Origin of the sequence: Enterococcus sp. AZ167, assembly GCF_051714025.1 — a bacterium.
Taxonomy (GTDB): Bacteria; Bacillota; Bacilli; order Lactobacillales; family Enterococcaceae; genus Enterococcus_D; species Enterococcus_D casseliflavus.
The window spans coordinates 1,373,573-1,393,013 of sequence record NZ_JBIORB010000001.1 but is presented as its reverse complement, the minus strand read 5'-3'; the positions used below and the strand labels follow the sequence as shown (position 1 = coordinate 1,393,013).

20 protein-coding genes are annotated in these 19,441 nt (G+C 44.4%); 13 read left to right on the top strand and 7 right to left on the bottom strand.

The window, feature by feature from the left end; translation table 11 throughout:
- Positions 1-9: 9 nt before the first annotated feature.
- The 4 genes from IGJ05_RS06530 (at position 10) to IGJ05_RS06515 (ending at position 4,678) form a co-directional block, all read left to right on the top strand.
- Positions 10-1,719: an ABC transporter ATP-binding protein gene (locus tag IGJ05_RS06530; RefSeq protein WP_010747702.1), complete on the top strand. Its 1,710-nt coding sequence runs from the start codon at positions 10-12 to the stop codon at positions 1,717-1,719.
- Positions 1,709-2,539 carry an energy-coupling factor transporter transmembrane component T family protein gene (locus IGJ05_RS06525; RefSeq protein WP_005225404.1) on the top strand — a complete coding sequence of 277 codons (831 nt, stop codon included), beginning with the start codon at positions 1,709-1,711 and terminating at the stop codon, positions 2,537-2,539. The genes IGJ05_RS06530 and IGJ05_RS06525 overlap by 11 nt, the downstream gene beginning before the upstream one ends.
- A gap of 442 nt (positions 2,540-2,981) precedes the next feature.
- Entirely contained in the window at positions 2,982-3,866 is an 885-nt protein-coding gene (locus tag IGJ05_RS06520) for an ABC transporter ATP-binding protein (protein WP_081116807.1), read from the top strand.
- Positions 3,863-4,678 (top strand): ABC transporter permease subunit, encoded by an 816-nt coding sequence (locus tag IGJ05_RS06515; RefSeq protein WP_428207817.1) that lies wholly within the window; start codon positions 3,863-3,865, stop codon positions 4,676-4,678. The genes IGJ05_RS06520 and IGJ05_RS06515 overlap by 4 nt, the downstream gene beginning before the upstream one ends.
- 284 nt (positions 4,679-4,962) lie before the next feature.
- On the opposite strand, the gene ypfJ is transcribed toward IGJ05_RS06515, so the two are convergent.
- Positions 4,963-5,853, bottom strand: a complete 891-nt coding sequence (gene ypfJ / locus IGJ05_RS06510) for a KPN_02809 family neutral zinc metallopeptidase (RefSeq protein WP_010747705.1) — start codon at positions 5,851-5,853, stop codon at positions 4,963-4,965.
- Positions 5,854-6,054: 201 nt separating this feature from the next.
- Here ypfJ and IGJ05_RS06505 point away from each other — a divergent pair, with 201 nt between their 5' ends.
- From IGJ05_RS06505 to IGJ05_RS06485, 5 genes are read left to right on the top strand one after another with little or no spacing between them, the layout of a single operon-like run.
- The gene (locus IGJ05_RS06505; protein WP_060791760.1) at positions 6,055-7,695 is read left to right on the top strand and encodes a BglG family transcription antiterminator; all 1,641 of its coding nucleotides are present in this window, start codon (positions 6,055-6,057) and stop codon (positions 7,693-7,695) included.
- Positions 7,692-8,120 (top strand): PTS sugar transporter subunit IIA, encoded by a 429-nt coding sequence (locus IGJ05_RS06500; RefSeq protein WP_010747707.1) that lies wholly within the window; start codon positions 7,692-7,694, stop codon positions 8,118-8,120. Before IGJ05_RS06505 ends, IGJ05_RS06500 begins: the two co-directional genes overlap by 4 nt.
- 12 nt (positions 8,121-8,132) lie before the next feature.
- A complete protein-coding gene (locus tag IGJ05_RS06495; protein WP_005225413.1) occupies positions 8,133-8,414 on the top strand; it encodes a PTS sugar transporter subunit IIB in 282 nt (93 codons plus the stop codon).
- A gap of 2 nt (positions 8,415-8,416) precedes the next feature.
- Positions 8,417-9,667, top strand: coding sequence for a PTS ascorbate transporter subunit IIC (locus IGJ05_RS06490; RefSeq protein WP_060791761.1), 1,251 nt, complete (start codon positions 8,417-8,419; stop codon positions 9,665-9,667).
- Positions 9,668-10,405 carry an SIS domain-containing protein gene (locus tag IGJ05_RS06485; protein ID WP_005225415.1) on the top strand — a complete coding sequence of 246 codons (738 nt, stop codon included), beginning with the start codon at positions 9,668-9,670 and terminating at the stop codon, positions 10,403-10,405.
- Between the two features lie 95 nt (positions 10,406-10,500).
- Here the strand turns inward: IGJ05_RS06485 and IGJ05_RS06480 are convergent, their stop codons facing one another.
- Positions 10,501-11,340, bottom strand: coding sequence for an aldo/keto reductase (locus tag IGJ05_RS06480; protein ID WP_005225416.1), 840 nt, complete (start codon positions 11,338-11,340; stop codon positions 10,501-10,503).
- Positions 11,341-11,475: 135 nt separating this feature from the next.
- The gene (locus tag IGJ05_RS06475) at positions 11,476-12,303 is read right to left on the bottom strand and encodes a manganese catalase family protein (RefSeq protein WP_010747709.1); all 828 of its coding nucleotides are present in this window, start codon (positions 12,301-12,303) and stop codon (positions 11,476-11,478) included.
- A gap of 187 nt (positions 12,304-12,490) precedes the next feature.
- Between IGJ05_RS06475 and IGJ05_RS06470 the strand changes: the two genes are divergently transcribed.
- Entirely contained in the window at positions 12,491-13,432 is a 942-nt protein-coding gene (locus IGJ05_RS06470) for a magnesium transporter CorA family protein (RefSeq protein WP_144770727.1), read from the top strand.
- Positions 13,433-13,504: 72 nt separating this feature from the next.
- On the opposite strand, the gene IGJ05_RS06465 is transcribed toward IGJ05_RS06470, so the two are convergent.
- From IGJ05_RS06465 to IGJ05_RS06455, 3 genes are all read right to left on the bottom strand, one after another.
- Positions 13,505-14,356, bottom strand: coding sequence for a carbohydrate ABC transporter permease (locus IGJ05_RS06465; protein WP_010747711.1), 852 nt, complete (start codon positions 14,354-14,356; stop codon positions 13,505-13,507).
- A complete protein-coding gene (locus IGJ05_RS06460; RefSeq protein WP_010747712.1) occupies positions 14,346-15,218 on the bottom strand; it encodes a carbohydrate ABC transporter permease in 873 nt (290 codons plus the stop codon). Before IGJ05_RS06460 ends, IGJ05_RS06465 begins: the two co-directional genes overlap by 11 nt.
- Positions 15,219-15,310: 92 nt before the next feature.
- Positions 15,311-16,570, bottom strand: coding sequence for an ABC transporter substrate-binding protein (locus IGJ05_RS06455; protein WP_144770729.1), 1,260 nt, complete (start codon positions 16,568-16,570; stop codon positions 15,311-15,313).
- A 405-nt stretch (positions 16,571-16,975) separates the two neighbouring features.
- Here IGJ05_RS06455 and IGJ05_RS06450 point away from each other — a divergent pair, with 405 nt between their 5' ends.
- The 3 genes from IGJ05_RS06450 to IGJ05_RS06440 all read left to right on the top strand — a co-directional run bounded on the left by IGJ05_RS06450 (position 16,976) and on the right by IGJ05_RS06440 (position 18,922).
- Positions 16,976-17,224, top strand: a complete 249-nt coding sequence (locus tag IGJ05_RS06450; protein WP_005225422.1) for a GlsB/YeaQ/YmgE family stress response membrane protein — start codon at positions 16,976-16,978, stop codon at positions 17,222-17,224.
- Positions 17,225-17,408: 184 nt separating this feature from the next.
- Positions 17,409-17,810 carry an Ohr family peroxiredoxin gene (locus tag IGJ05_RS06445; protein WP_005225423.1) on the top strand — a complete coding sequence of 134 codons (402 nt, stop codon included), beginning with the start codon at positions 17,409-17,411 and terminating at the stop codon, positions 17,808-17,810.
- A 77-nt stretch (positions 17,811-17,887) separates the two neighbouring features.
- Entirely contained in the window at positions 17,888-18,922 is a 1,035-nt protein-coding gene (locus IGJ05_RS06440; protein ID WP_262119073.1) for a hypothetical protein, read from the top strand.
- 60 nt (positions 18,923-18,982) lie between these two features.
- Here the strand turns inward: IGJ05_RS06440 and IGJ05_RS06435 are convergent, their stop codons facing one another.
- Entirely contained in the window at positions 18,983-19,327 is a 345-nt protein-coding gene (locus tag IGJ05_RS06435; protein WP_005234590.1) for a peptidase, read from the bottom strand.
- Positions 19,328-19,441 lie beyond the last annotated feature (114 nt).

Genomic DNA, 19,441 nt, shown 5'->3' with positions numbered 1-19,441 from the left:
AGGCTAAAAATGAAACAAAAAATCATTCAATTTACGAATTTTTCTTTCCAATATGATGCACAAGCGGAACCGACCTTGAAAAACATCGATCTAACGATCTATGAAGGAGAAAAAGTCCTGATCGTCGGTGCCAGCGGTTCTGGCAAAAGTACATTAGGAAAATGTTTGAACGGTTTGATCCCGCAAAACGACAAAGGCAGTAGTACTGGAGAATTGACAATCGGTACCAATGCCTTTGGGCAAGCTTCCATCTATGAGCTGTCTTTGACCGTCGGCACGGTGCTGCAAGACACCGATAGCCAATTTGTAGGCTTGACCGTAGCAGAAGATATCGTGTTTTCATTGGAAAACGATCAGCGCAGTCAAGCAGTGATGCAAGAGGCGCTGCGTTTTTGGGCAGAAAAGACTGACTTAATGGATCATTTGGCGAAAAAACCGCAGGAATTATCGGGTGGCCAAAAGCAACGTGTTTCAATGGCAGGTGTTTTGATCGATGAAACACCGATTCTACTGTTTGATGAGCCGCTAGCCAACTTGGATCCGCAAACAGGTGTGGAAGCCATCAAAATGATCGACCAGCTGTATCAAGAGAAGCGTTTTACCACCATCATCATTGAACATCGCTTAGAAGAAGTGTTAGCCGCAGCTGTCGATCGCATCATCGTGATGGAAGAAGGCCGCATCCTTGCCGACAGTACACCGAATGAACTATTAAAAACGGATATGCTGCAGCAAGTCGGCATTCGTGAACCGCTGTATTTAGCTGCTTTAAAAAAAGCGGGGGTTCCCGTGACCGACGCTGCTGATTTGGTCGCGGTAGAAGCATTTGCATCACCTGAGATTGCCGAAAAACTGACTCAGTTTCAAGAAAAATTTCCGAAACCGGCGCTTCCTAGCCATCAGCCGCCGTTGTTGGAAGCGAAGAATCTATCGTTTTCCTACCAAGTGGGCAAACCCATTTTGCAAGCACTGGATTTTACCATCCATCAAGGAGAAATGATTAGTTTGGTCGGGCATAATGGCGCAGGAAAATCGACCTTGTCCCATTTGATTACCGGCTTTTTAACTCCGACTTCTGGCAAGTTGCTTTGGCAAGGAACGAACATGGGCAATGATTCCATCAAAGAACGAGCGCAAAAAATCGGGTATGTGTTGCAAAACAGCAATCAAATGCTGTCAAAAAACTTCCTGTTTGACGAAGTTGCCTTAGGCTTGCGCAACCGAAACGTTCCAGAGGCTGAAATTACAGAAAAAGTTCATCAGACCTTGAAAATTTGTGGTCTTTATCCGTTTCGTTCATGGCCATTGTCGGCACTAAGTCATGGGCAAAAACGCCGAGCCGCCATTGCAGCGATCCTCGTCTTAGATCCTGAACTCATTTTATTGGATGAGCCGACAGCGGGACAAGACTATCGCCATTACACCGAAATGATGCAATTTTTACAGGAGTTGAACCAGCGGGGATTAACGATCGTTATGATCACCCACGATATGCATTTGATGTTGGAGTATACACAGCGGACGATCGTTTTGACAAAAGGAACGATTTTGCTGGACGCTCCGCCAGAAGTTGTCTTAGCAGACAAACAAGTGGTGAGTGCCGCAAACCTCAAAGAAACCAGCTTGTATACACTGGCGACCCTTAACCAGCTGACAGATCCCGCCGCTTTTACTGCCGCCTTCATTGCCAGCGAGAAGGAGGGACACGATGGAGAGTAATCTAATCGGCTATCTTGACCGCAAAACGTGGATTCACCAATTAAGCGGTGCTGCAAAACTGATTTGTTTTTTGCTGCTATCCGTCATCGGGATGATTTCTTATGATACGCGCTTTCTCATTGGACTGGCATTGTTTTCGGTCTTTCTATTTGCCAGTGCTGGAATTCGCTACCGAGATATCGCTTTTGTATTAAAATTTATCATCTTCTTTTCGCTTTTGAATTTGGTGGCGGTCTATCTTTTCGCACCAGAATACGGGGTGGAGATCTACGGTACGCGCCACGTGATTTTCGAAGGGATCGGTCGGTATACATTGACCCAAGAGCAAGTGTTTTATGAGTTGAATCTATTGATCAAATATTTTGTCACGATTCCGCCAGGATTGATTTTCCTGTTTACCACCAATCCTAGTGAGTTAGCGTCCAGCATCAACCGCATCGGGATTTCCTACAAGATCGCCTATGCAGTCGCACTGGCTTTGCGTTACATTCCCGATATTCAAGATGATTTTCGGACCATTGCCAAAGCGCAGCAAGCACGGGGCGTGGAGCTTTCTAAAAAAGCACCTTTGCGCAAGCGAGTGGCAGGCAATGTCGCGATCGCGATTCCTTTGATTTTTTCCAGCTTGGAACGGATCGACCATATTTCTGCTGCCATGGAGCTAAGAAGGTTTGGCAAACATAAGCAGCGTACCTGGCTGAAAGCTAAGCCGATCCAAGGCAAAGATCTTTTGGCGATTGCTGTCGTTTGCTTGATCGTGGCGCTCGGATTGTCCTTGATGGTACTTAATGGCGGACGTTTCTACAATCCGTTTCGTTAACAAATCACCCCATGAAAACTAAAAAAACGGACGCATTGTCAATAATGAAAGTGGGACGGATGATTCAGAATTGATTCATCCGTCCCAGAAATGATCGAGCCAAAAAACGCAGGATAGTCAGTCAATTGACTTTAGCGAGTGCTACATTTGCTAAAGTCAGTTGCTGCTAGGTCTGCGTTTTTTTGCCGCAAAAAAAAGGAGCCCGCCAGCGGGGACTGGCGGGATAGGAGTAAAAATGAAAAAGTGTTAGGGTTGTTTGTTGGTATGTATTTATAGTAACGGGAAAATGTGAAAAAAATAGGAAGAGAAAGCAATAGAAGTGTGTCAATCTGTTGATGATTTTCGTAAAACATTCCAGCGGAAGCCTTTTAGATCTTTGATTGACGGAAACGCCAAATAAGGCTACACTGATGGCATCAAAGCAGTACAAGGAGGGGACAGGATGGATGCCATTACGATCAACGGACTAAGCAAACAATACAACAAGAAGTACGCCATCGAGAACGTATCATTGCAAGTGGCAGAAGGAGAGATTTTTGGCTTTATTGGACCAAATGGTGCGGGAAAATCAACGACCATCAAAGTATTGTTGAATTTTATCAAACCAGATGCAGGACAGGCGGCGATTTTTGGACGAGATTGCCAACAAGCAGCCAAAGAGATCAAAACGTTTACTGGGTATGTTTCCAGTGATGTACGGTTTTATTCAAAAATGACGACAGCAGAACTACTGGCATTTACGGCGGATTTTCATCAAGTCAAGCAGCCAAAAAAAGAGATTCAGGAGTTGATGGAGCTTTTTCAAATTGATCCAAACAAATCGATCGCAGAACTTTCTTTAGGGAACAAGAAAAAAGTCGGGCTTGCGAGCGCCTTGATTGCACAACCGAGAATGTTGATTTTAGATGAGCCGACCAATGGCTTAGATCCCTTGATCCAAAAACGGCTGTTTGAAGAGCTCCTTAGAAGAAACAAACAGGGGATGACGATTTTTCTATCTAGCCATGATTTGCATGAAATTCAGACCTATGCCCATCGGACCGCCTTTATTCGTGAAGGACAGATCATCACCGTGAAAGAACTGAGTGAGGAAGAAAATTTCGGCAAAGTTGTAACGCTCACGAATGAGGGTAGCCTCTCATTAGCCGGCTTGGAAAACGTACAGGTTCTTGCTCAGGAATCACACAGCTTGCGTTTTTTCTATCAAGGGGACATGAATCAGCTGGCACATTTTTTAACCAATCCTGCCATTAAAGAGTTCACGATCGAACACCCAACCCTTGAACAGCAATTTATGCTCCTGTATGAAGGAGGTTCTCAAAAATGACTTTAATGAAAATCGATCTTAAAAATACCTTCAAAGGCTGGCTAGTCTGGGCGATCCTTTTTGCAGCAATCATTTTTGCATTTACGGCTATCTATCCTCAAATGATCACGCCAGAAATGAAAACGTCGTTAGACCAGATGTTGGGCTCTTTCAGCCCAGAATTACTAGGCATCTTTAACATCCAACTGACAGGACCCTCAAGCTTGGTTTCCCCGACAGGCTTTTTCGGGTACTACTTTCAATACTTATTTATCGCTGCGTGTATTTATGGGATGCTTTTAGGCTTGAACAGTCTGATCACTGAAGAATCAGAAGGAACGATCGAGTATTTATACGCTCAGCCTATTAGCCGCAGAGAAATCGTTGGGTGGAAGTTCCTCGCTCGATTGTTGTTGCTGACTGGCTTTTTGCTGATTGCTTATGGCAGTAGTCTGGCCTCATTTGCTTTGTTCAAACTACCTGAAGATGACCTGTCCGCTTTTATAGAAGAAATCAGCAAAATCTTCGTTGCCGAGTACGGTGTCTTAGTCTTTTTCCTCTGTCTAGGTTTCTTTTTATCCACGATCTTGCGTTCCAGCAAACAAACCGCCAGCGTCGGCTTAGGCTGCGTGTTCGGTCTGTATTTGCTCGACATCGTGGGGGAACTCTACGATAAATTGGAATGGCTGGCAGGACTTTCACCTGTGCGGATGGCATTACCCGTCCAACTCATGGATAACGGCGCGACATCAGTCCTTTGGGTACTGCTGATCGGTATCATCTGTTTCTTTGGCACCTTTTCCCGTTATGAGCGTAAAGACTTGCAGGTCTGAGTATATCAATCAAAAGACAAAAAAGAGCCTGTCAGCGGGGACTGACAGGCAAAGGAGTAAAAATGAAAAAGTGTTAGGGTTGTTTGTTGGTATGCTTATATAATAGTCTCGAAATGTGAAAAAAGTATGACGAAGCAGGCACGTTTTTGCGAAAAAATCATTGCGAAAGTTAAGAAAGCGTAAAGCGTCCCTTCACCAAAAGGCTTGAAGGGGCAACAAGAACCTAAAATCACTCCGAAGCAGCAGGCGGTTCATGCTGTTTCGGAGTGATTTTTTAATTGAAGCTACTTGCTCAAGTCAAGGCTATCGACATTAAAGGTGTCGCCATGTGCTAAGTCACCATAACGATAGCCACGGTTAAACCAGTCCACGCGTTGCTGCGATGTGCCGTGCGTAAAACTATCTGGAACAACATAGCCTTGGTATTCTTTTTGCAGCGTATCATCCCCGATGGCATTGGCAGCTGTGATTGCTTCTTGAATGTCGCCAGCTTCTAAGATCGGTTGTCCTTGATAGGTTTCGCCTTGCAAGTATTTCGCAAAAGTACCAGCTAAGTAGTCAGCTTGCAGTTCCAAACGAACGCTGTACTGATTGTATTCCTTTTCTGAAACTTGCTGGCGGATTTTGTCCAATTGTTGGGTGATCCCCAGCTCATTTTGCACATGATGACCGACTTCATGGGCGATGACATAGGCCATTGCGAAGTCGCCGCTTGCGCCATATTTATCGGAAAGCTCATTGGCAAAGCTAAGATCAAGGTACACATTCTCATCTGCTGGGCAATAAAACGGACCAACCTGTGACGTGGCATAGCCGCATGCCGACTGCACGCTTCCCGTAAATAATACGAGTGTCGGGTCTTGATAGGTTTCTTGCCGCTCTTGAAAAACGTCTTGCCAATAATCTTCTAAATAGCCGAATACGACTGCGGAAAACTCTTTTTCCTCCGTGTACTCACTGGTGCCCACATTTTCTGTCTGGTAATTGGCTGCTTGACCGCTGCCACCCAAGACATCCGGCAGCGAATTTAAATCACCACCGCTAAACAGGAAAAATAAAACAGCGATGATCACCGTACCGATCCCGCCACCAGCAGCCAGCATCCCGCCTGAGCCAGATGATCGCCCCGTTCGATCATCGACATTTCTGCTTTGTCTACCCCCACGCCATTTCATGTTATCTCCTCCTATATAAATCCTAGCTTAATTATAAGAGAAAGGCGGCAGATTGTGAAAAAAAGCGCCTTGAAATTGTTATAAAATGCCTGCAGGAGCATTGAAAATCAAAGTGTACACTCCTTTTAATCATTCTTTAATCTAACAATTAGCCTTCTAATTTGGTACAGTAGCAATAAAATAGAGGTAGAGGGTGAGCGTATGAAAATGAATTATTCGGGGACATCGGAACGAAGGATTTTGATTTTTAAACGGTTGATTGCTGGCGAGCACCTCAGCTATCAGCAGTTAGCAGAGGATTATTTCGTTTCCCGCAGCAGTATTGCAAAAGATATTTCTTATTTAAAAGAACTGTTTCAAAAAGAAAGCTTGCGCCTGAGATTTGATAATTCAGGTACATTTTTTGAAGGAAGTGAATCCCAGATCCATCGGGTGCTCAAACGCTTTTGCTTAATGATGCTGGATCAACCAGCGGCGTTTTCCTTGTTGGTGGAACCTGCGAAATACCAGGAAGTAAATCAGGCGTTTCGTCGAGCGTTAATGGAAAAACAAGTGGAAATGCCCGACAGCTACATCCAAAGTATCGTCCTTTCCATCGTGCTGCTGATCGAACGGGCGAGTCATGCGGAAAACTTAGTGATTGAAGAAAATCGCCAAGTGGGGAAACTGTTTTTGGAGTTCGACAAATATCCGTTAGTCTATGAGCTACTGAAAGAAATCGAAGAACAGCACATTTATCAATTTTCACCAAAAGAAGTGCAATATCTAACCTACCTGATTGTCGGTAGCGGCTTGAAATTTTTTATGAAAAGTGAAAAAGTTCCTTTCGTCTTTCGGGGAAAAGTGCGCAACTTGATTCAAAAAATCAGCGAAGGCTTAGGCACCGACTTGACCCAAGACAATCGATTGGAAGAAGATGTGACGATCCATCTGTATCAACTGCTGTTGCGGATCGAAGCGCAAACCACAGTCGTCAACCCTTTGTTAGAGGAAATCAAGCAAAACTATCCTGCCTTGTATGGCGTGGTCTGGTTCTCGCTCCATGATTTTTTGAAAGCGTATCAAGTGGGGATCTCTGATGATGAGATCGGATTTGTCACAATCCATTTTCAAGCAGCGATCGAGCGAATGCGCCGCATGAATAAAATCATTTTTGTCTGTCCCAATGGCGTCGGCACTAGCTCGTTTGTCTCTGCGAAAATTCGTCGCATTCTGCCAGAGATCGACAGTATCGAAACCGTTTCAGTTGAAAAATTAAAGCAGATGGACATCTCGGCGATCGATTTTATTATTTCAACCATCGATCTTGTCGGGATTCAAAAACCTGTGGTGCGGATCTCGCCTATGGTGACCAATCGCGACATGAAGCGGATCATGAATCACTACATCGATTTAGTCATCGATAATGAGGCGGTGGTCGATCAAAATGGTTTACTTCTTCAAGCCCAATCGATGATCCAGCCAACCGTCTTTTTCGAGCGATTTGCCAGCAAAACAGAAGCCATCAATTTTCTGATCGAACAAACCCCTTTTAGTGATGAAAAACGAAAAGCGCAGTTTCAGCAATCCGTCATTGAAAGAGAGCAGCTACAATCAACCTATTTAGATAATGGCTTTGCCATCCCTCATGGCAATCCAAATTATGTCGAAAAAACAGCCATCTCGATTTTGCTTTTGGATCAGCCAGTAGAATGGGGCAACCAAAAAGCCGACATCATTATTTTATTGATGATCCGAGAGGATGAGACGCAAAAGGTGGAACCAATGATGAAATTGATCATGCAAGGAATCGAAAACAAAGAATGGTTCCTATCAAAAATGTTGGAGGTTAAATCAGAATGAAAGTGAAGGATTCTTTGCCTGAAAAGCATATACAAACGGATGAGACAGTGACAGATTGGCGCTCAGCCGTAAAATTAGCCAGCCAGCCCTTGCTGGATGAAGCGCTGATTACGTCAGCTTACATCGAAGCGATGATTCAAAGTGTGGAAGAAAATGGTCCTTACATGGTGTTGGCGGATTACTTTGCGCTGATGCATGCCCGTCCTGGAGAAGGGGTTTTGGAACAAAGTATGAGCCTTTTAGTAACGAAACAGCCCATCGATCTTGAGGGCAAACCGGTGCGGATATTTCTTGTCTTAGCCGCCGCAGATAGTCAAAGCCATCTAGAAAGCTTGAAAGAGATCATGGCGATCTTTATGGATGAAGAAAAATACAACGTGATATTAAATGGCGATTGGGAACAAATTTGTCAATTATTCCAATAGGAGGAAAAGGATATGAAAATTTTAGCAGTATGTGGATTTGGTGTAGGAAGCTCAATGGTATTGAAGATGACGATCGACAAGGTAATCAAAGAGTTAGGGTTGACGGCAACTGCCGAGAATACTGATTTATCGACGGCAAAAGCGACACCAGCAGATGTTTATTTTACGAGTAATGAATTATTGAATGAGTTAAAAGCATCCGTGAAAGCACCCGTTTATCCAATCAAAAAGTATATGGATAAAGAAGAAGTCAAACAGCAAATGGAAAAATTTTTAGCTGAAAGAGAGGGATAATCATGAATTTTGTCACGGATTATATTTTAAAAAATCCGCCAGTCCTACTGGGGATCATTGCCATGATTGGGTTATTGGTACAAAGAAAACCTTTTGCAGAAGTCGTTAAAGGAACCTTAACAGCTTCCTTCGGGATGGTGGCATTGACGGCTGGGGTAAATATGTTGGTGGGAACGATCGCACCGATCAATGCAGCGGTTCAAACCCAATTAGGCGTTGCTGTGTCAGATGGGCTCTCTGACATCACCTTTACGGCAGAATACGGCGGAACAGTAGGTTTAGCGATGTTTTTCGGACTTGTCATTCATTTATTGATTGCTCGCTTTACACCTGTGAAGACGATTTTCCTCACCGGTCACATGTTGTGGTGGTTCCCGTTCGTCATCGTCGCTGGGGGCGTTGAAGGCGGACTTACCGGAATCCCATTGTTGATTTTAGGGGCGGTTCTATCTGCTTGTTACTGGTCCTTCATGCCATGGATCATGCGTAAATATGTGTGGGATGCCACAGGCGATGATTCATTCTTGATCGGTCATCCAACGGGGATCTTGTCATTGGTTTCAGGCTTTGTTGCAAAACGGGTCGGAAACAAAGAAAAATCGACGGAAGATTTGAAAGTGCCAGAAAATCTCTCGTTTTTCCGTGAAATATCGATTACTGGCGCGTTAGTGATGTTTTTGATGAATATCGTTATCGGTTTGATTGCGCCCGTATTAGTTCCTGAAGGGGGCAACTTGGTGATGTTTGCGGTTGATGCTGGCTTGAACTTCGGTGCAGGATTATTGATCATGTTGTATGGGGTACGTCTATTGATCAACCAAATCATTCCCGCCTTTCAAGGGATCGCAGAAAAAGTCGTTCCTGGAGCGAAACCAGCTTTTGATGTACCAATCTTGTTCAACTATCGTCCAAATGCTGTAATCATCGGCTTTATCGTGGCGATGATCACCTCAACGATTTTAGTGGTCATTGCCAATACGACCAACGTCTTTGGCATTTTGATCGTTCCTTTAGTTATCACCAGCTTCTTTGAATGTGGCGGTGCTGCGGTGATCGGCGAAGGGCAAGGGGGCTTGCGAGGTGCCATTATTGGTACGATCACAGCTTCTGTCGTTATGGTAGCACTCGTTGGGATCTCTGCAGCGATGTTCTCAACGACGATTCAAAACTGGATCTTGATTTTCGGTGGGAACGATTTATCTCTATGGGGCATCCTTGGTGAATTGATCGGCAAGCTGTTTGGAGGGTTTTAAATGTTTCAATACTTTGAAAAAGCAAAAGAACTATTGTCTATTGTAGAAGAAAAAGAAGCACCAGCGATTGAGCAAGCCATTGAATTACTGACGCAAGCCAACTTGACCAAAAAAGCCATCTACATTTTTGGCGCAAGTCACGCTGGGATCTTAGCCGAAGAGATGTATTATCGAGCAGGCGGCATGATGACCATCAACGCGATCTTTGGAAGAGAACTGATGCTTGATCGCAGCCCAATCACCTTCACTAGTAAAATGGAGCGCTTAGAAGGCTACGGTAGTGCCTTGGCGGCGACCCAACCCTTTACAGCAGGTGATGTGCTGATCTTGCATTCGGTGTCTGGGCGAAACCCAGTTATCATCGATATGGCGCTTCATGCCAAAGAAAAGGGGGTCAAGATCATCGCATTAACGAATCTTACCTATTCAAAAACAGTCACCAGCCGCCATACTTCAGGCTTGCGTTTGTTTGAAACGGCGGATATCGTCATCGACAATCATGGGGAGATTGGCGATGCAGCGTGTACGATTCCTGACGTCGAACAAAAAGTCGGCCCCACATCCACCGTAGTCGGCGCAACGATCTTAAATGCGATCATCGTTGAAGTTTGCCAAAAACTAAAAGAAGCCGGTGTCGACTATCCGCCGATTTTTTACTCAGCGAACCTAGACGGCGGGGATGAATTGAACCAGTCCCTGTTTGAAAAGTACCAAGAAGCGATCCATTATCAGCTGTAAGTAGGGAAGCAAATTCGTTTATTATTGATATTAAAACATCATCTGTTGCTCCGTCGATCAAGGAGTAGCAGATGATGTTTTTTAGGTATCATTGTTTATTCAAATTCTTCATACTCATTTGGGTCTTGACCATCGATGCGGCCGTCTGCTTTGTTTAACTGATTGATTTGATTGATTTCATCTTCAGTCAGTTCAAAGTCGAAGATTGCAAGATTTTCTCGTTGATGGGCGAGGTTTCTTGATTTTGGAAGGGGCAAAATGCCACGATCCACATGCCAGCGCAAGATGATTTGACCAGCTGATTTTTGGTATTTCTCAGCTAATTCAGTGATCAGTGGTTCTTTCAGGGCATCGCTGCCACGACCTAATGGGCTCCAAGCTTCCGTTACGATGCCGCGCTTTTTGTTTTCTGCGACCATCCGTTCTTGGACCCAGTAAGGATGGATCTCAATTTGATTTAATGCAGGAGTCACACCAGTTGCTTCAATGATGGCATCCAAATGTTCTGGTTCAAAATTGGAAACGCCGATGGAACGGATCAAGCCTAATTTTTGGGCGGTCACTAAGGCTTGCCAAGCTTCGACATATTTGCCGCGTTTTGGTAATGGCCAGTGGATCAAAAAGGCATCGAAGTAGTCGAGCCCCATGCGAGCAAGGGATTCTTGAATGCTGGTTAAGGCATCATCATAGCCATGGTATTTTCCTGGTAATTTTGAGGTGATATAAAATTCTGAACGTGGGATACCCGAGCGACGGATCGCTTTGCCGACAATGCCTTCATTGTCATAATTGGTTGAAGAATCGATCAAGCGATACCCGTCGGCGATCGCTGCTTGCAGCTGGCTCAATCCTTCGCCACCACGGATCTGATAGGTACCGATGCCCAATGCGGGGCGTAAATTGCCGTCGTTTAATGTCAGTAAAGGTGCTTTCATAAAATGATTCCTCCTTTTCTTTTCTACATTCTACTCTAACGCTTTTTTGACAGGAACGTAACCAACTTGCTCAAACAGACAAAGAAAAAAGAGCAACGGTTTCTGTTTCAGAAACAATTGCTCTTTTTGATCAAATTATTTTTCAGGCGGTGTGCCATACATTTTTGGTGTGACTTGATCGAGTTTTGGCGCTTTTCCTTCGACTTTTGGTTCGTCTAGCCATTGGTATTCGCCTTCACCATCAAGGGCTTTGCCTTTCGCCCAAGAGCCTTCTTTACTTTGGTCGCCTTCTGAGAAGTTATAGAAATCATAAGCGATATCTAAGCGTTCGTTTTTGCGGTCAAAGGTAGTCGGCACTAAAATTGAGCCTTCGTTTTCTTCCAATTCTTTCACGGCAGCTGCCCAGAGATTTTGGTGGTAGCTATCACGTGCTAATAAAACTGAAAGTAAGTCTTTGACCCCACGGTCATCGATCATTTCATAGATGCGTGCTACTTGCAGACGACCTTGTGATTCCGCATTTAAGTTGGCACGGAAATCAGCAAGTAAGTTGCCACTAGCAATGATATACGCACCTGACCATGGATTGCCGACGCTATCAGCAGGACGTGGTCCTAAGCCTGCAACGATGGAATGTTGCGGATTCATTCCAGAAATGATCGCACCGATCGTTGGGTCTTTTTTCATAGCCGCTTCTTGATCTTCCACAGGTGCACCTTCCAGTAGACGTGCAACCATCGTTGCTAACATTTCAACGTGTCCAAGCTCTTCAGTAGCGATATCCATTAACATGTCTTTGTATTTTTCTTCCCCACGGCAGCTCCATCCTTGGAATAAGTATTGCATGGCAACACTCATCTCTCCATATTGTCCACCGATTAATTCTTGAAGGTATTTCGCAACTAACGGATTTGGTTTTTCTGGCTTAGCTTCAAACTGCAATTCTTTCTGATGACGAAACATACGATTCCTCCTAAAAATTTTTTATTGGGCCCATAAAAAGTTTCTCATGAATCGAAACGTTCGTCTAACAAAATGCACTTTCTCCCGAATGAAAAAAGCATCGAAAAGAAAAGCCATTTATTTTGACAAAAAGCCGTAAGCGTTAGATAGTTAAATTAAGAGAGAATTAGAAAAGGAGCGAGTCACCATGTTTCAGTATTACAAAATGGAAGACCGAAAAATAAGGAAATCTTCGGAGGAGGATTACAATTGGCTAGTGGTTTCTGGCACAGATCCAGAGGAACAACGACACTTGTTAGATAAGTATCAACTGCCCGAAGATATTTTTATGGGAGCGAACGATCCAGAAGAAGTGTCACGGTTGGAATACCTCCGTAATACCAAGTTTCATCATCCGATTCTTTATACCTTGATCGATTTATCGGAAGCGACTGAGGATCGGATCGAAGACCGACTTGAGCCTGTGACTTTTATCTACACCAAGGATCTGTTGATCACCTACGTATCTGAACAATCCAATCTGATCAAACGATTGATCGAAAAGCATGAGCAAGATATCCAGCGGTATGAAGATATTGTTGCTTACGCCACGTTGATGATCTACACCCATTACATCAAAGGTTTGCAGGAGATGAAGAAGCAAATCGATGATTTGGATCAAGCAGCCCGTAAAACGACGGAAAACAAGGAATTGTTCAATTTAGCCGATACCGAACGAGATATGGTCTATCTTGATCACACCTTGCGGGACCAAAACCATACTGTCGATCGATTGATGGATCGCAAAGAATTTTTGGATCGTTTGGATAATGAAGCACTCGTTTATGACATCAAGCTGCGGCAGAAATTTGCCATGAAAATGGTCACTATCTATCGCGACTTGCTAGAAACCATCGGTGGCTTGTTCTCCGATATGATGGACAACAATCTAAACCATTTGATGAAATACTTAGACTCTGCGGCATTAGTGGTGGCAGTGCCGTCCTTGATCGCGGGGCTATGGGGGATCAACACCGGGGGACTCCCAGGAAAAGACAATGCGATCGGTACGATCGTCGTCTTTGGCTTGGCTATTTTAGTCGGCATTTTAACCGCCGTCTACTTGTCACGAAAAGACTTTTCAAAATAAAAAGCGCCGCTGCTCTGTGGCACCGTTCATCCATAAAAGGAGAAAGGTGCGACGAAGCAGTCGGCACTTTTTTTATTTTAGTCCACTGTCTAAATTGCTGTCGAGAATCCAGCGCTGAAAGGCGAGGAAGACCAGCAGCAAAGGCAAAATGGAAATTACCGAGGCAGCGATCAAAATCGTCCAATTGATATTTTCCGCGCCCACCAAGCTGCGGATCGCCACTTGCAAGGTGTATTTTTTCGGATCATTCAAGACGATCAAGGGCCAGATATAATCATTCCACCGCCACTGGAAGGAAAAGATCCCCAGTGTCATAATGATTGGTCGGGCAATCGGCAGCATGATTTTCAAAAAGATCATCCCATCCGAAGCACCATCGATGCGGGCTGATTCAATCAGATCGTCAGGAACGGAGACGAAAAAGGTCCGAAACATAAAGATACCTGTTGCTGTATTGATGGAAGGGATGATGATCCCCAGCAAGTTATCATATAATCCTAGTGAACGAATGACAGAAAACGTTGGGTTCATGATAACTTCTGTCGGCAGCATGGTGGTGGCGATGATACAGATGAAGAAAAAACGCAGCCATTTCGCATCGTATTTTGCAAAGGCATAGCCACAGGCGGCGCTGACTAGGATCGTCAATAAAGTGGTGACCACCGCTGAAATCAACGTATTATTGAAGTAACGAAAGAAATCCAATGTTGTCCAAGCATCAATAAAGTTTTGAATGGTTGGATTTTCAGGAATGATTTTCAAGGGATAAGCAAATAGTTCGGTCCCTGGTTTAAAGGCACTCAATAAGAACCAAAGCAGTGGAAAAAGGTACAGCAGGGAAGTGATGATCAGTGCCAACGTTAAAAAAAACATCGCTGACTTTCTTGTGACAGGTCGTTTGGTTTTGATGGTCTTAGATGTCATTCTTGCCGCCTCCAATCTTCATTTGTGCTAAGCCTAACAGTAAAAGAATCACGAAAAGTACCATGGAGGCAGCACTGGCATAGCCGACCCGCATTTTGTCAAACCCAGTCGTATAGATATATTGCACGATCAACATGTTGTCGGTTCCTGGACCACCATTGGTCAGCGATTGCACGAGGGCGAACTCTTTCATAGCGCCGATCGAAGCCAATAAGATGACCATAAAGGAAGTCGGCCGCAGCATAGGCAAGGTGATGTAGCGTAATTTATGCCCAAAGCTGGCGCCGTCGATCTCGGCAGCTTCATACAATGAGCGAGGGATATTTTTCAAAGCTGCAGTAAATTGCAGCATGTTAAAGGCAGTCCCGCCCCAGATGGCAGCCAAAATAATGACAGAAAAGGCAGCATTCGAGTCGGTAAACCACGGGACAGTTTGTTGTCCTGCTTGCTCTAGAATAAAGTTGATAAAGCCAAAGTTTTCACCAAACAGCCATTTCCAGATAACCCCAGCGATGATCCCAGAGATGGTCCATGGTAAGAAAAAAATGATCTTTGCGAAAAATTTGCCTTTCGCCAGCTGACTGTTCAACATCAAAGCGACGGCGAGAGAAACGACATAGATACTTGGGACCAGAATGATCACATAACGAAATGTACGAAATAGTGCTTTATAAAAGCTGGCGTCTTGAAACAATTCTTGATAATTCGCCAAGCCGATAAAATTGGCTGTCGCAAAGCCTTTATAGTCGGTTAACGAGTAATAAAGTCCTAAGAGTGCTGGAATCAAAAAGAAGATAATGAACAAAATGATGCTTGCACCAGTGAATAGCAACGGCCATTTGTTTTTTTGTAAAGTACTCACAGAAAATTCCTCCTCCGACGATCGTATCAGCAACAAAGAACCCGCAGTCTGCAAAAAGCCAGACTATGGGTTCTTTGTGGTTGAACGTCTGTTTATTTCTTCAAAAACCCATCATTGTAATCCTTGATCGTCTTGTCGATTGCCTCATCTAATGTGATTTCATCATTTAATACTTGCACGATGGCATCACGGTAAGCCCCTGTCAATCCAGTGTAGCCTTTCATACTCATCGTCACTTGATCGGTAGTTTGCTTGCTGCTGATTGGTTGAGCAGCGGCTGCGATCTCTTGGTTGTAGATTTCATAAGCATCCTGGCCTTGTTCATAGTCGACCGTCAAATCTTCCACCGCAGGTAAGTAACCAGCATAGGTACAAAGCTGTTTGTAATTTTCTTCTTCGTACAACCATTTGATGAATTTTTCGCCTTCTTCACTGTTTTTACTATTGTTGAAGCCAGTGATGAAGTTGCCGCCCATATTGACCGCGCGGGTCTCTTCATAAGGAGAATAGGTGGATTGCCAGTTAAAGTTGCTGATGTTGGTAGAAAAATCAACGATCTGCCAGCTGCCAGAAAAGTAAGCTGGAACACGGCCGCTCTTGAACATAGCAGAAGCATCTTCTCCAGAGGTCCAAACCGATTTTGGCATCACTTCGTCATTGTTCAAATCAACAAATTTTTGCAAAGCCGCTTTCGTAGCATCATCGGTCGTGTAAGAATCACCGCTGTCATCTAAAAAGAAATCTTGTCCCCCGTATTGATAGGTGAAAGCCCGTAAACGGTGATCCGACGCGTCCATGACCATGCCGTATTTGGCATCGGTTTTTTCAACGACTTCATTGATCGCGGTTAAAAATTCATCCCAAGTCCAAATGTCCTCTTCCGAAGTGGGGTAGGTCACACCAGCTTCGTCAAACAAATCCGTATTGATAAACAACCCAGTGGCAGTGACATCAGAAGGGAGTGCTTTGACGACATCTGCTTCATCTTTGATCGTCATCGATTCCAATGTTTTTGCCTCACTGGCGATGTCCGATAGATCCATCAGATAGTCATTCCAGTCAGGTTGAACGGTTGAAACCCGCACGACCTCTGGCGCATCATCCGCTTGAACAGCTTTGGTGATTTTTGTCAGCAAGTCTGCATAAGGCACGTCGGTGACTTCGACAGTCACACCAGTTTCTTCCTTGTATTTTTCCGCCATTTTCGAATAAGCGCCGCCTTCACTGGTATCTCCAGAAACGAACATACGAATCTGCTTGCTGTCGCTGGCACTGTCACCACTGCCGCAGCCAGCGACCCCTAACATCACTGCCGCCAAAGGCAAAATTGAATACCCTATTTTTTTGTTCATTTTGTTCCTCTCCTTTATTGAATGATTTTGTTCAAAAAAACGTTTCCAATCGAAAACGATTGAAACGTCCCCCAATGAAAAATAGCTGATGTACTGAAAAGATAGCAGTCCTAGGACTGATCGAGGAGTGAAAAGTGCCAATTATCTGACAAAATAAGAGTGGTTCTCCCTCAGTTTAGCGGATAAGATGCAAAATACAAAATAAAACGATTTCAAAAAATGCACCAATACTAAAAAAAACGAATTAAAGCTCTTACAACGATAATTAAGAAGTGCTGATAAACGTTAATATAACAAGGTTTGAAAATTATTTTTGCAAATTGAGTGCAAATCTTTTGTCTAAAACGGGGATTAAGCGTAACATAATATGTGTAATAACTACTTAAAAGAAAGAAGGAGAAAAATATGCATTGGTTATGGGTATTAATCGTAGGAGCTATTATCGGTTTGATCGCCGGAGCTATCACAAATAAAGGTGGATCAATGGGTTGGATCGCCAACATCGTTGCAGGTTTAGTAGGTTCAGCTATTGGACAAGCGATCTTAGGTTCTTGGGGTCCATCACTTGCTGGAATGGCAATCGTCCCATCAATTATTGGTGCGGTTATTGTAGTTGCTGTTGTTTCATTCTTCTTAGGACGTTCAAACGGCTAGTCCATTCAGCAATTGTTTTCATTCATTTATTTCGGGTAGGAACTACCTTGAATAGACAGGCAAATCCAGAGTTTCTGGGTTTGCCTTTTTTGTTTTTTAAAAGGATGCATAAGCAATCCTTTTGTCAGATTAGAAAATTGTCGTTACACTTGAAGTAGGTCAAAAAAAGAAAGGAAGAGGTTCAATGAAAAAGCAATATGAAACAGCGATGATCAATCGAGGCGGACGTGTCGGAGAGGTCGAAGCACCAAACGGTAGTTTTCACCTGAAAATCGACAAGCCAGGTCTTCATAGTGAAGGGACCAATCCAGAGCAATTATTTGCCGCTGGCTATGCTTCATGCTTCAACGGTGCCGTACAGCATATGCTGAAAGAGCATAACATCGAATCCGAATCCGAAGTTAAAGCAAGAGTGTCTTTGTATCAGCATGAGGACGGTAGTTACCAAATCGGCGTGATTTTAGAGGTATCGTTACCAGGCGTTGAAAAAGCCGAGGCAGAGAAAATTGCAGAAGAAGCCCACGATTTTTGTCCGTATTCTCGGGCCACTCGCGGCAACATTGATGTTGAAGTTCAAGTAGTCTAAGCAGTATTACGAATAGACAAACAATAAGCGGTTGGTAAATCAACCGACAAGAGGGAATTCATCAAGGAGGCCAATCAATGAGACAAACAGAGAGCTTGCTGCTTTTGGGCGTGTTTGCGGTTGGCCTTTTTGTGGTGTACTGGCTGAAAAAGCAACGACATACACGCCACAACCAAGCACTGGCAGCCCAGCTGAAGCGTTATCCCAGCGTGCGGCAAGCGTGGCTGGCAGCCGGGGCAAAAAGGGAAGCAGTCCTTTTTGTTCCTGGTTTAAAAGAAGCCACTGCCGCAGTGGCAACGAAGGCAACGGCGAAAGCAGAAACGAGGCTGCACAAGCATGCAGATCAATGTCAGGCAATGACCCCACAAGGGTTGGCCGTTTCAGAGGACTATTTGTTCATCTCAGCGTATTGTTCGCAGCAGGAACATCACTCACAGCTTTATATAATAGAAAGAACGAGCGGGCGGCATCTGAAAACGGTGGTTCTGCCAAAACGCCCCCATGTCGGTGGGCTAGTCTTTGATCGAGCAACGCAAATGCTGTGGCTAACCATTACAGGGAAAGGAATGGGGCGCGTGGCGTGTGTTTCTCTACAAGCACTGCTGGAAGATGATTCCTTGGCAACCAATCAGCCTATCGCTTATCAGCAAGTCATCGAATTGGCAGGCATCACTCACAGCTCCTATTTGGCAGCCGATAGCGGTGAACTTGTCTCAGGGACCTTTGCCTTGAAACAAGGAGGCGTGGTGGCGAATTATCCGCTGCCTGTTCTTTCAGACAGCGGTCGCAAAACGCCTCCTCGCATCAAGCCGCGTAAGAGAAGGGTCACCACCACGAAAGTCCAAAGTATCGCCTTTACCACTGAATACATGTTGCTGGCACGTTCCTTTGGACCAGGGTCGGCGGAGCTATGGGTCTTTTCAAAGGATGCAACGGTGCTGACCCGCAAACATGCGTTGCGGCGCATCAAGTTTCCCCATTACCTTGAACAGATCGTGGTACAAAAAGGACAGCTGTACTGCTTGTTTGAAAGTGGGGCATGGGCGTATCGGCAAAAAGGCGGCAGCATCGATGAAGTCGTGGTATTGGATCTTGCGACCTTGCTCCAGTAAAAGCGCTGCTTAAAAAGAAAAAAGACCAGCCTCTTAAGAAGCTGGTCGTAAGTGCAGTGATTATTCCACGATTGCTCGTTGGATATCTAAGACGGTACCTGTATGAGCATCTGCCAAAAATTCATAGGTGACAAGCTGCCCGTCTTCGGTGCGGGTGATGCCGCCAGTATAACCTTGGGAAGTGATCGCAAATTTGCGCAAAGGTTGTTTTTCGAAATTGATCCAAGAACCTTCGATCGGTCCTTCTTTGATAAATGCTGCTTTTATATTGTCTAAGACATCATCGGCATTCATGGCTTGCCTTTTCTTCAACCAGATCGTTGAAAAAATCCCTCCTGCAAAGCCAAGACCTAAACCGATGGTCAGTCCATTTTTAAAATAATGCAATGGATGCTCATTCTCCATCTAATGTCCCTCCTAAAGTAAGTTTTCCCGAATGTTTTGATCTCGGTGAAAGCACAGGTTCTCTTAACAATAGTTTACCATAGTTTAGAAATATTCTATAAGAAAAATAACCAA

Coding starts and splice junctions, on each gene's coding strand:
- IGJ05_RS06490 (WP_060791761.1), top strand. CDS start 8,417: ATGAATTTTGTCACGGATTATATTTTAAAAAATCCGCCAGTCCTACTG.
- IGJ05_RS06515 (WP_428207817.1), top strand. CDS start 3,863: ATGACTTTAATGAAAATCGATCTTAAAAATACCTTCAAAGGCTGGCTA.
- IGJ05_RS06475 (WP_010747709.1), bottom strand. CDS start 12,303: ATGTTTCGTCATCAGAAAGAATTGCAGTTTGAAGCTAAGCCAGAAAAA.
- IGJ05_RS06505 (WP_060791760.1), top strand. CDS start 6,055: ATGAAAATGAATTATTCGGGGACATCGGAACGAAGGATTTTGATTTTT.
- IGJ05_RS06530 (WP_010747702.1), top strand. CDS start 10: ATGAAACAAAAAATCATTCAATTTACGAATTTTTCTTTCCAATATGAT.
- IGJ05_RS06450 (WP_005225422.1), top strand. CDS start 16,976: ATGCATTGGTTATGGGTATTAATCGTAGGAGCTATTATCGGTTTGATC.
- IGJ05_RS06480 (WP_005225416.1), bottom strand. CDS start 11,340: ATGAAAGCACCTTTACTGACATTAAACGACGGCAATTTACGCCCCGCA.
- IGJ05_RS06455 (WP_144770729.1), bottom strand. CDS start 16,570: ATGAACAAAAAAATAGGGTATTCAATTTTGCCTTTGGCGGCAGTGATG.
- IGJ05_RS06465 (WP_010747711.1), bottom strand. CDS start 14,356: ATGACATCTAAGACCATCAAAACCAAACGACCTGTCACAAGAAAGTCA.
- IGJ05_RS06440 (WP_262119073.1), top strand. CDS start 17,888: ATGAGACAAACAGAGAGCTTGCTGCTTTTGGGCGTGTTTGCGGTTGGC.
- IGJ05_RS06500 (WP_010747707.1), top strand. CDS start 7,692: ATGAAAGTGAAGGATTCTTTGCCTGAAAAGCATATACAAACGGATGAG.
- IGJ05_RS06445 (WP_005225423.1), top strand. CDS start 17,409: ATGAAAAAGCAATATGAAACAGCGATGATCAATCGAGGCGGACGTGTC.
- IGJ05_RS06525 (WP_005225404.1), top strand. CDS start 1,709: ATGGAGAGTAATCTAATCGGCTATCTTGACCGCAAAACGTGGATTCAC.
- ypfJ (WP_010747705.1), bottom strand. CDS start 5,853: ATGAAATGGCGTGGGGGTAGACAAAGCAGAAATGTCGATGATCGAACG.
- IGJ05_RS06495 (WP_005225413.1), top strand. CDS start 8,133: ATGAAAATTTTAGCAGTATGTGGATTTGGTGTAGGAAGCTCAATGGTA.
- IGJ05_RS06485 (WP_005225415.1), top strand. CDS start 9,668: ATGTTTCAATACTTTGAAAAAGCAAAAGAACTATTGTCTATTGTAGAA.
- IGJ05_RS06470 (WP_144770727.1), top strand. CDS start 12,491: ATGTTTCAGTATTACAAAATGGAAGACCGAAAAATAAGGAAATCTTCG.
- IGJ05_RS06520 (WP_081116807.1), top strand. CDS start 2,982: ATGGATGCCATTACGATCAACGGACTAAGCAAACAATACAACAAGAAG.
- IGJ05_RS06435 (WP_005234590.1), bottom strand. CDS start 19,327: ATGGAGAATGAGCATCCATTGCATTATTTTAAAAATGGACTGACCATC.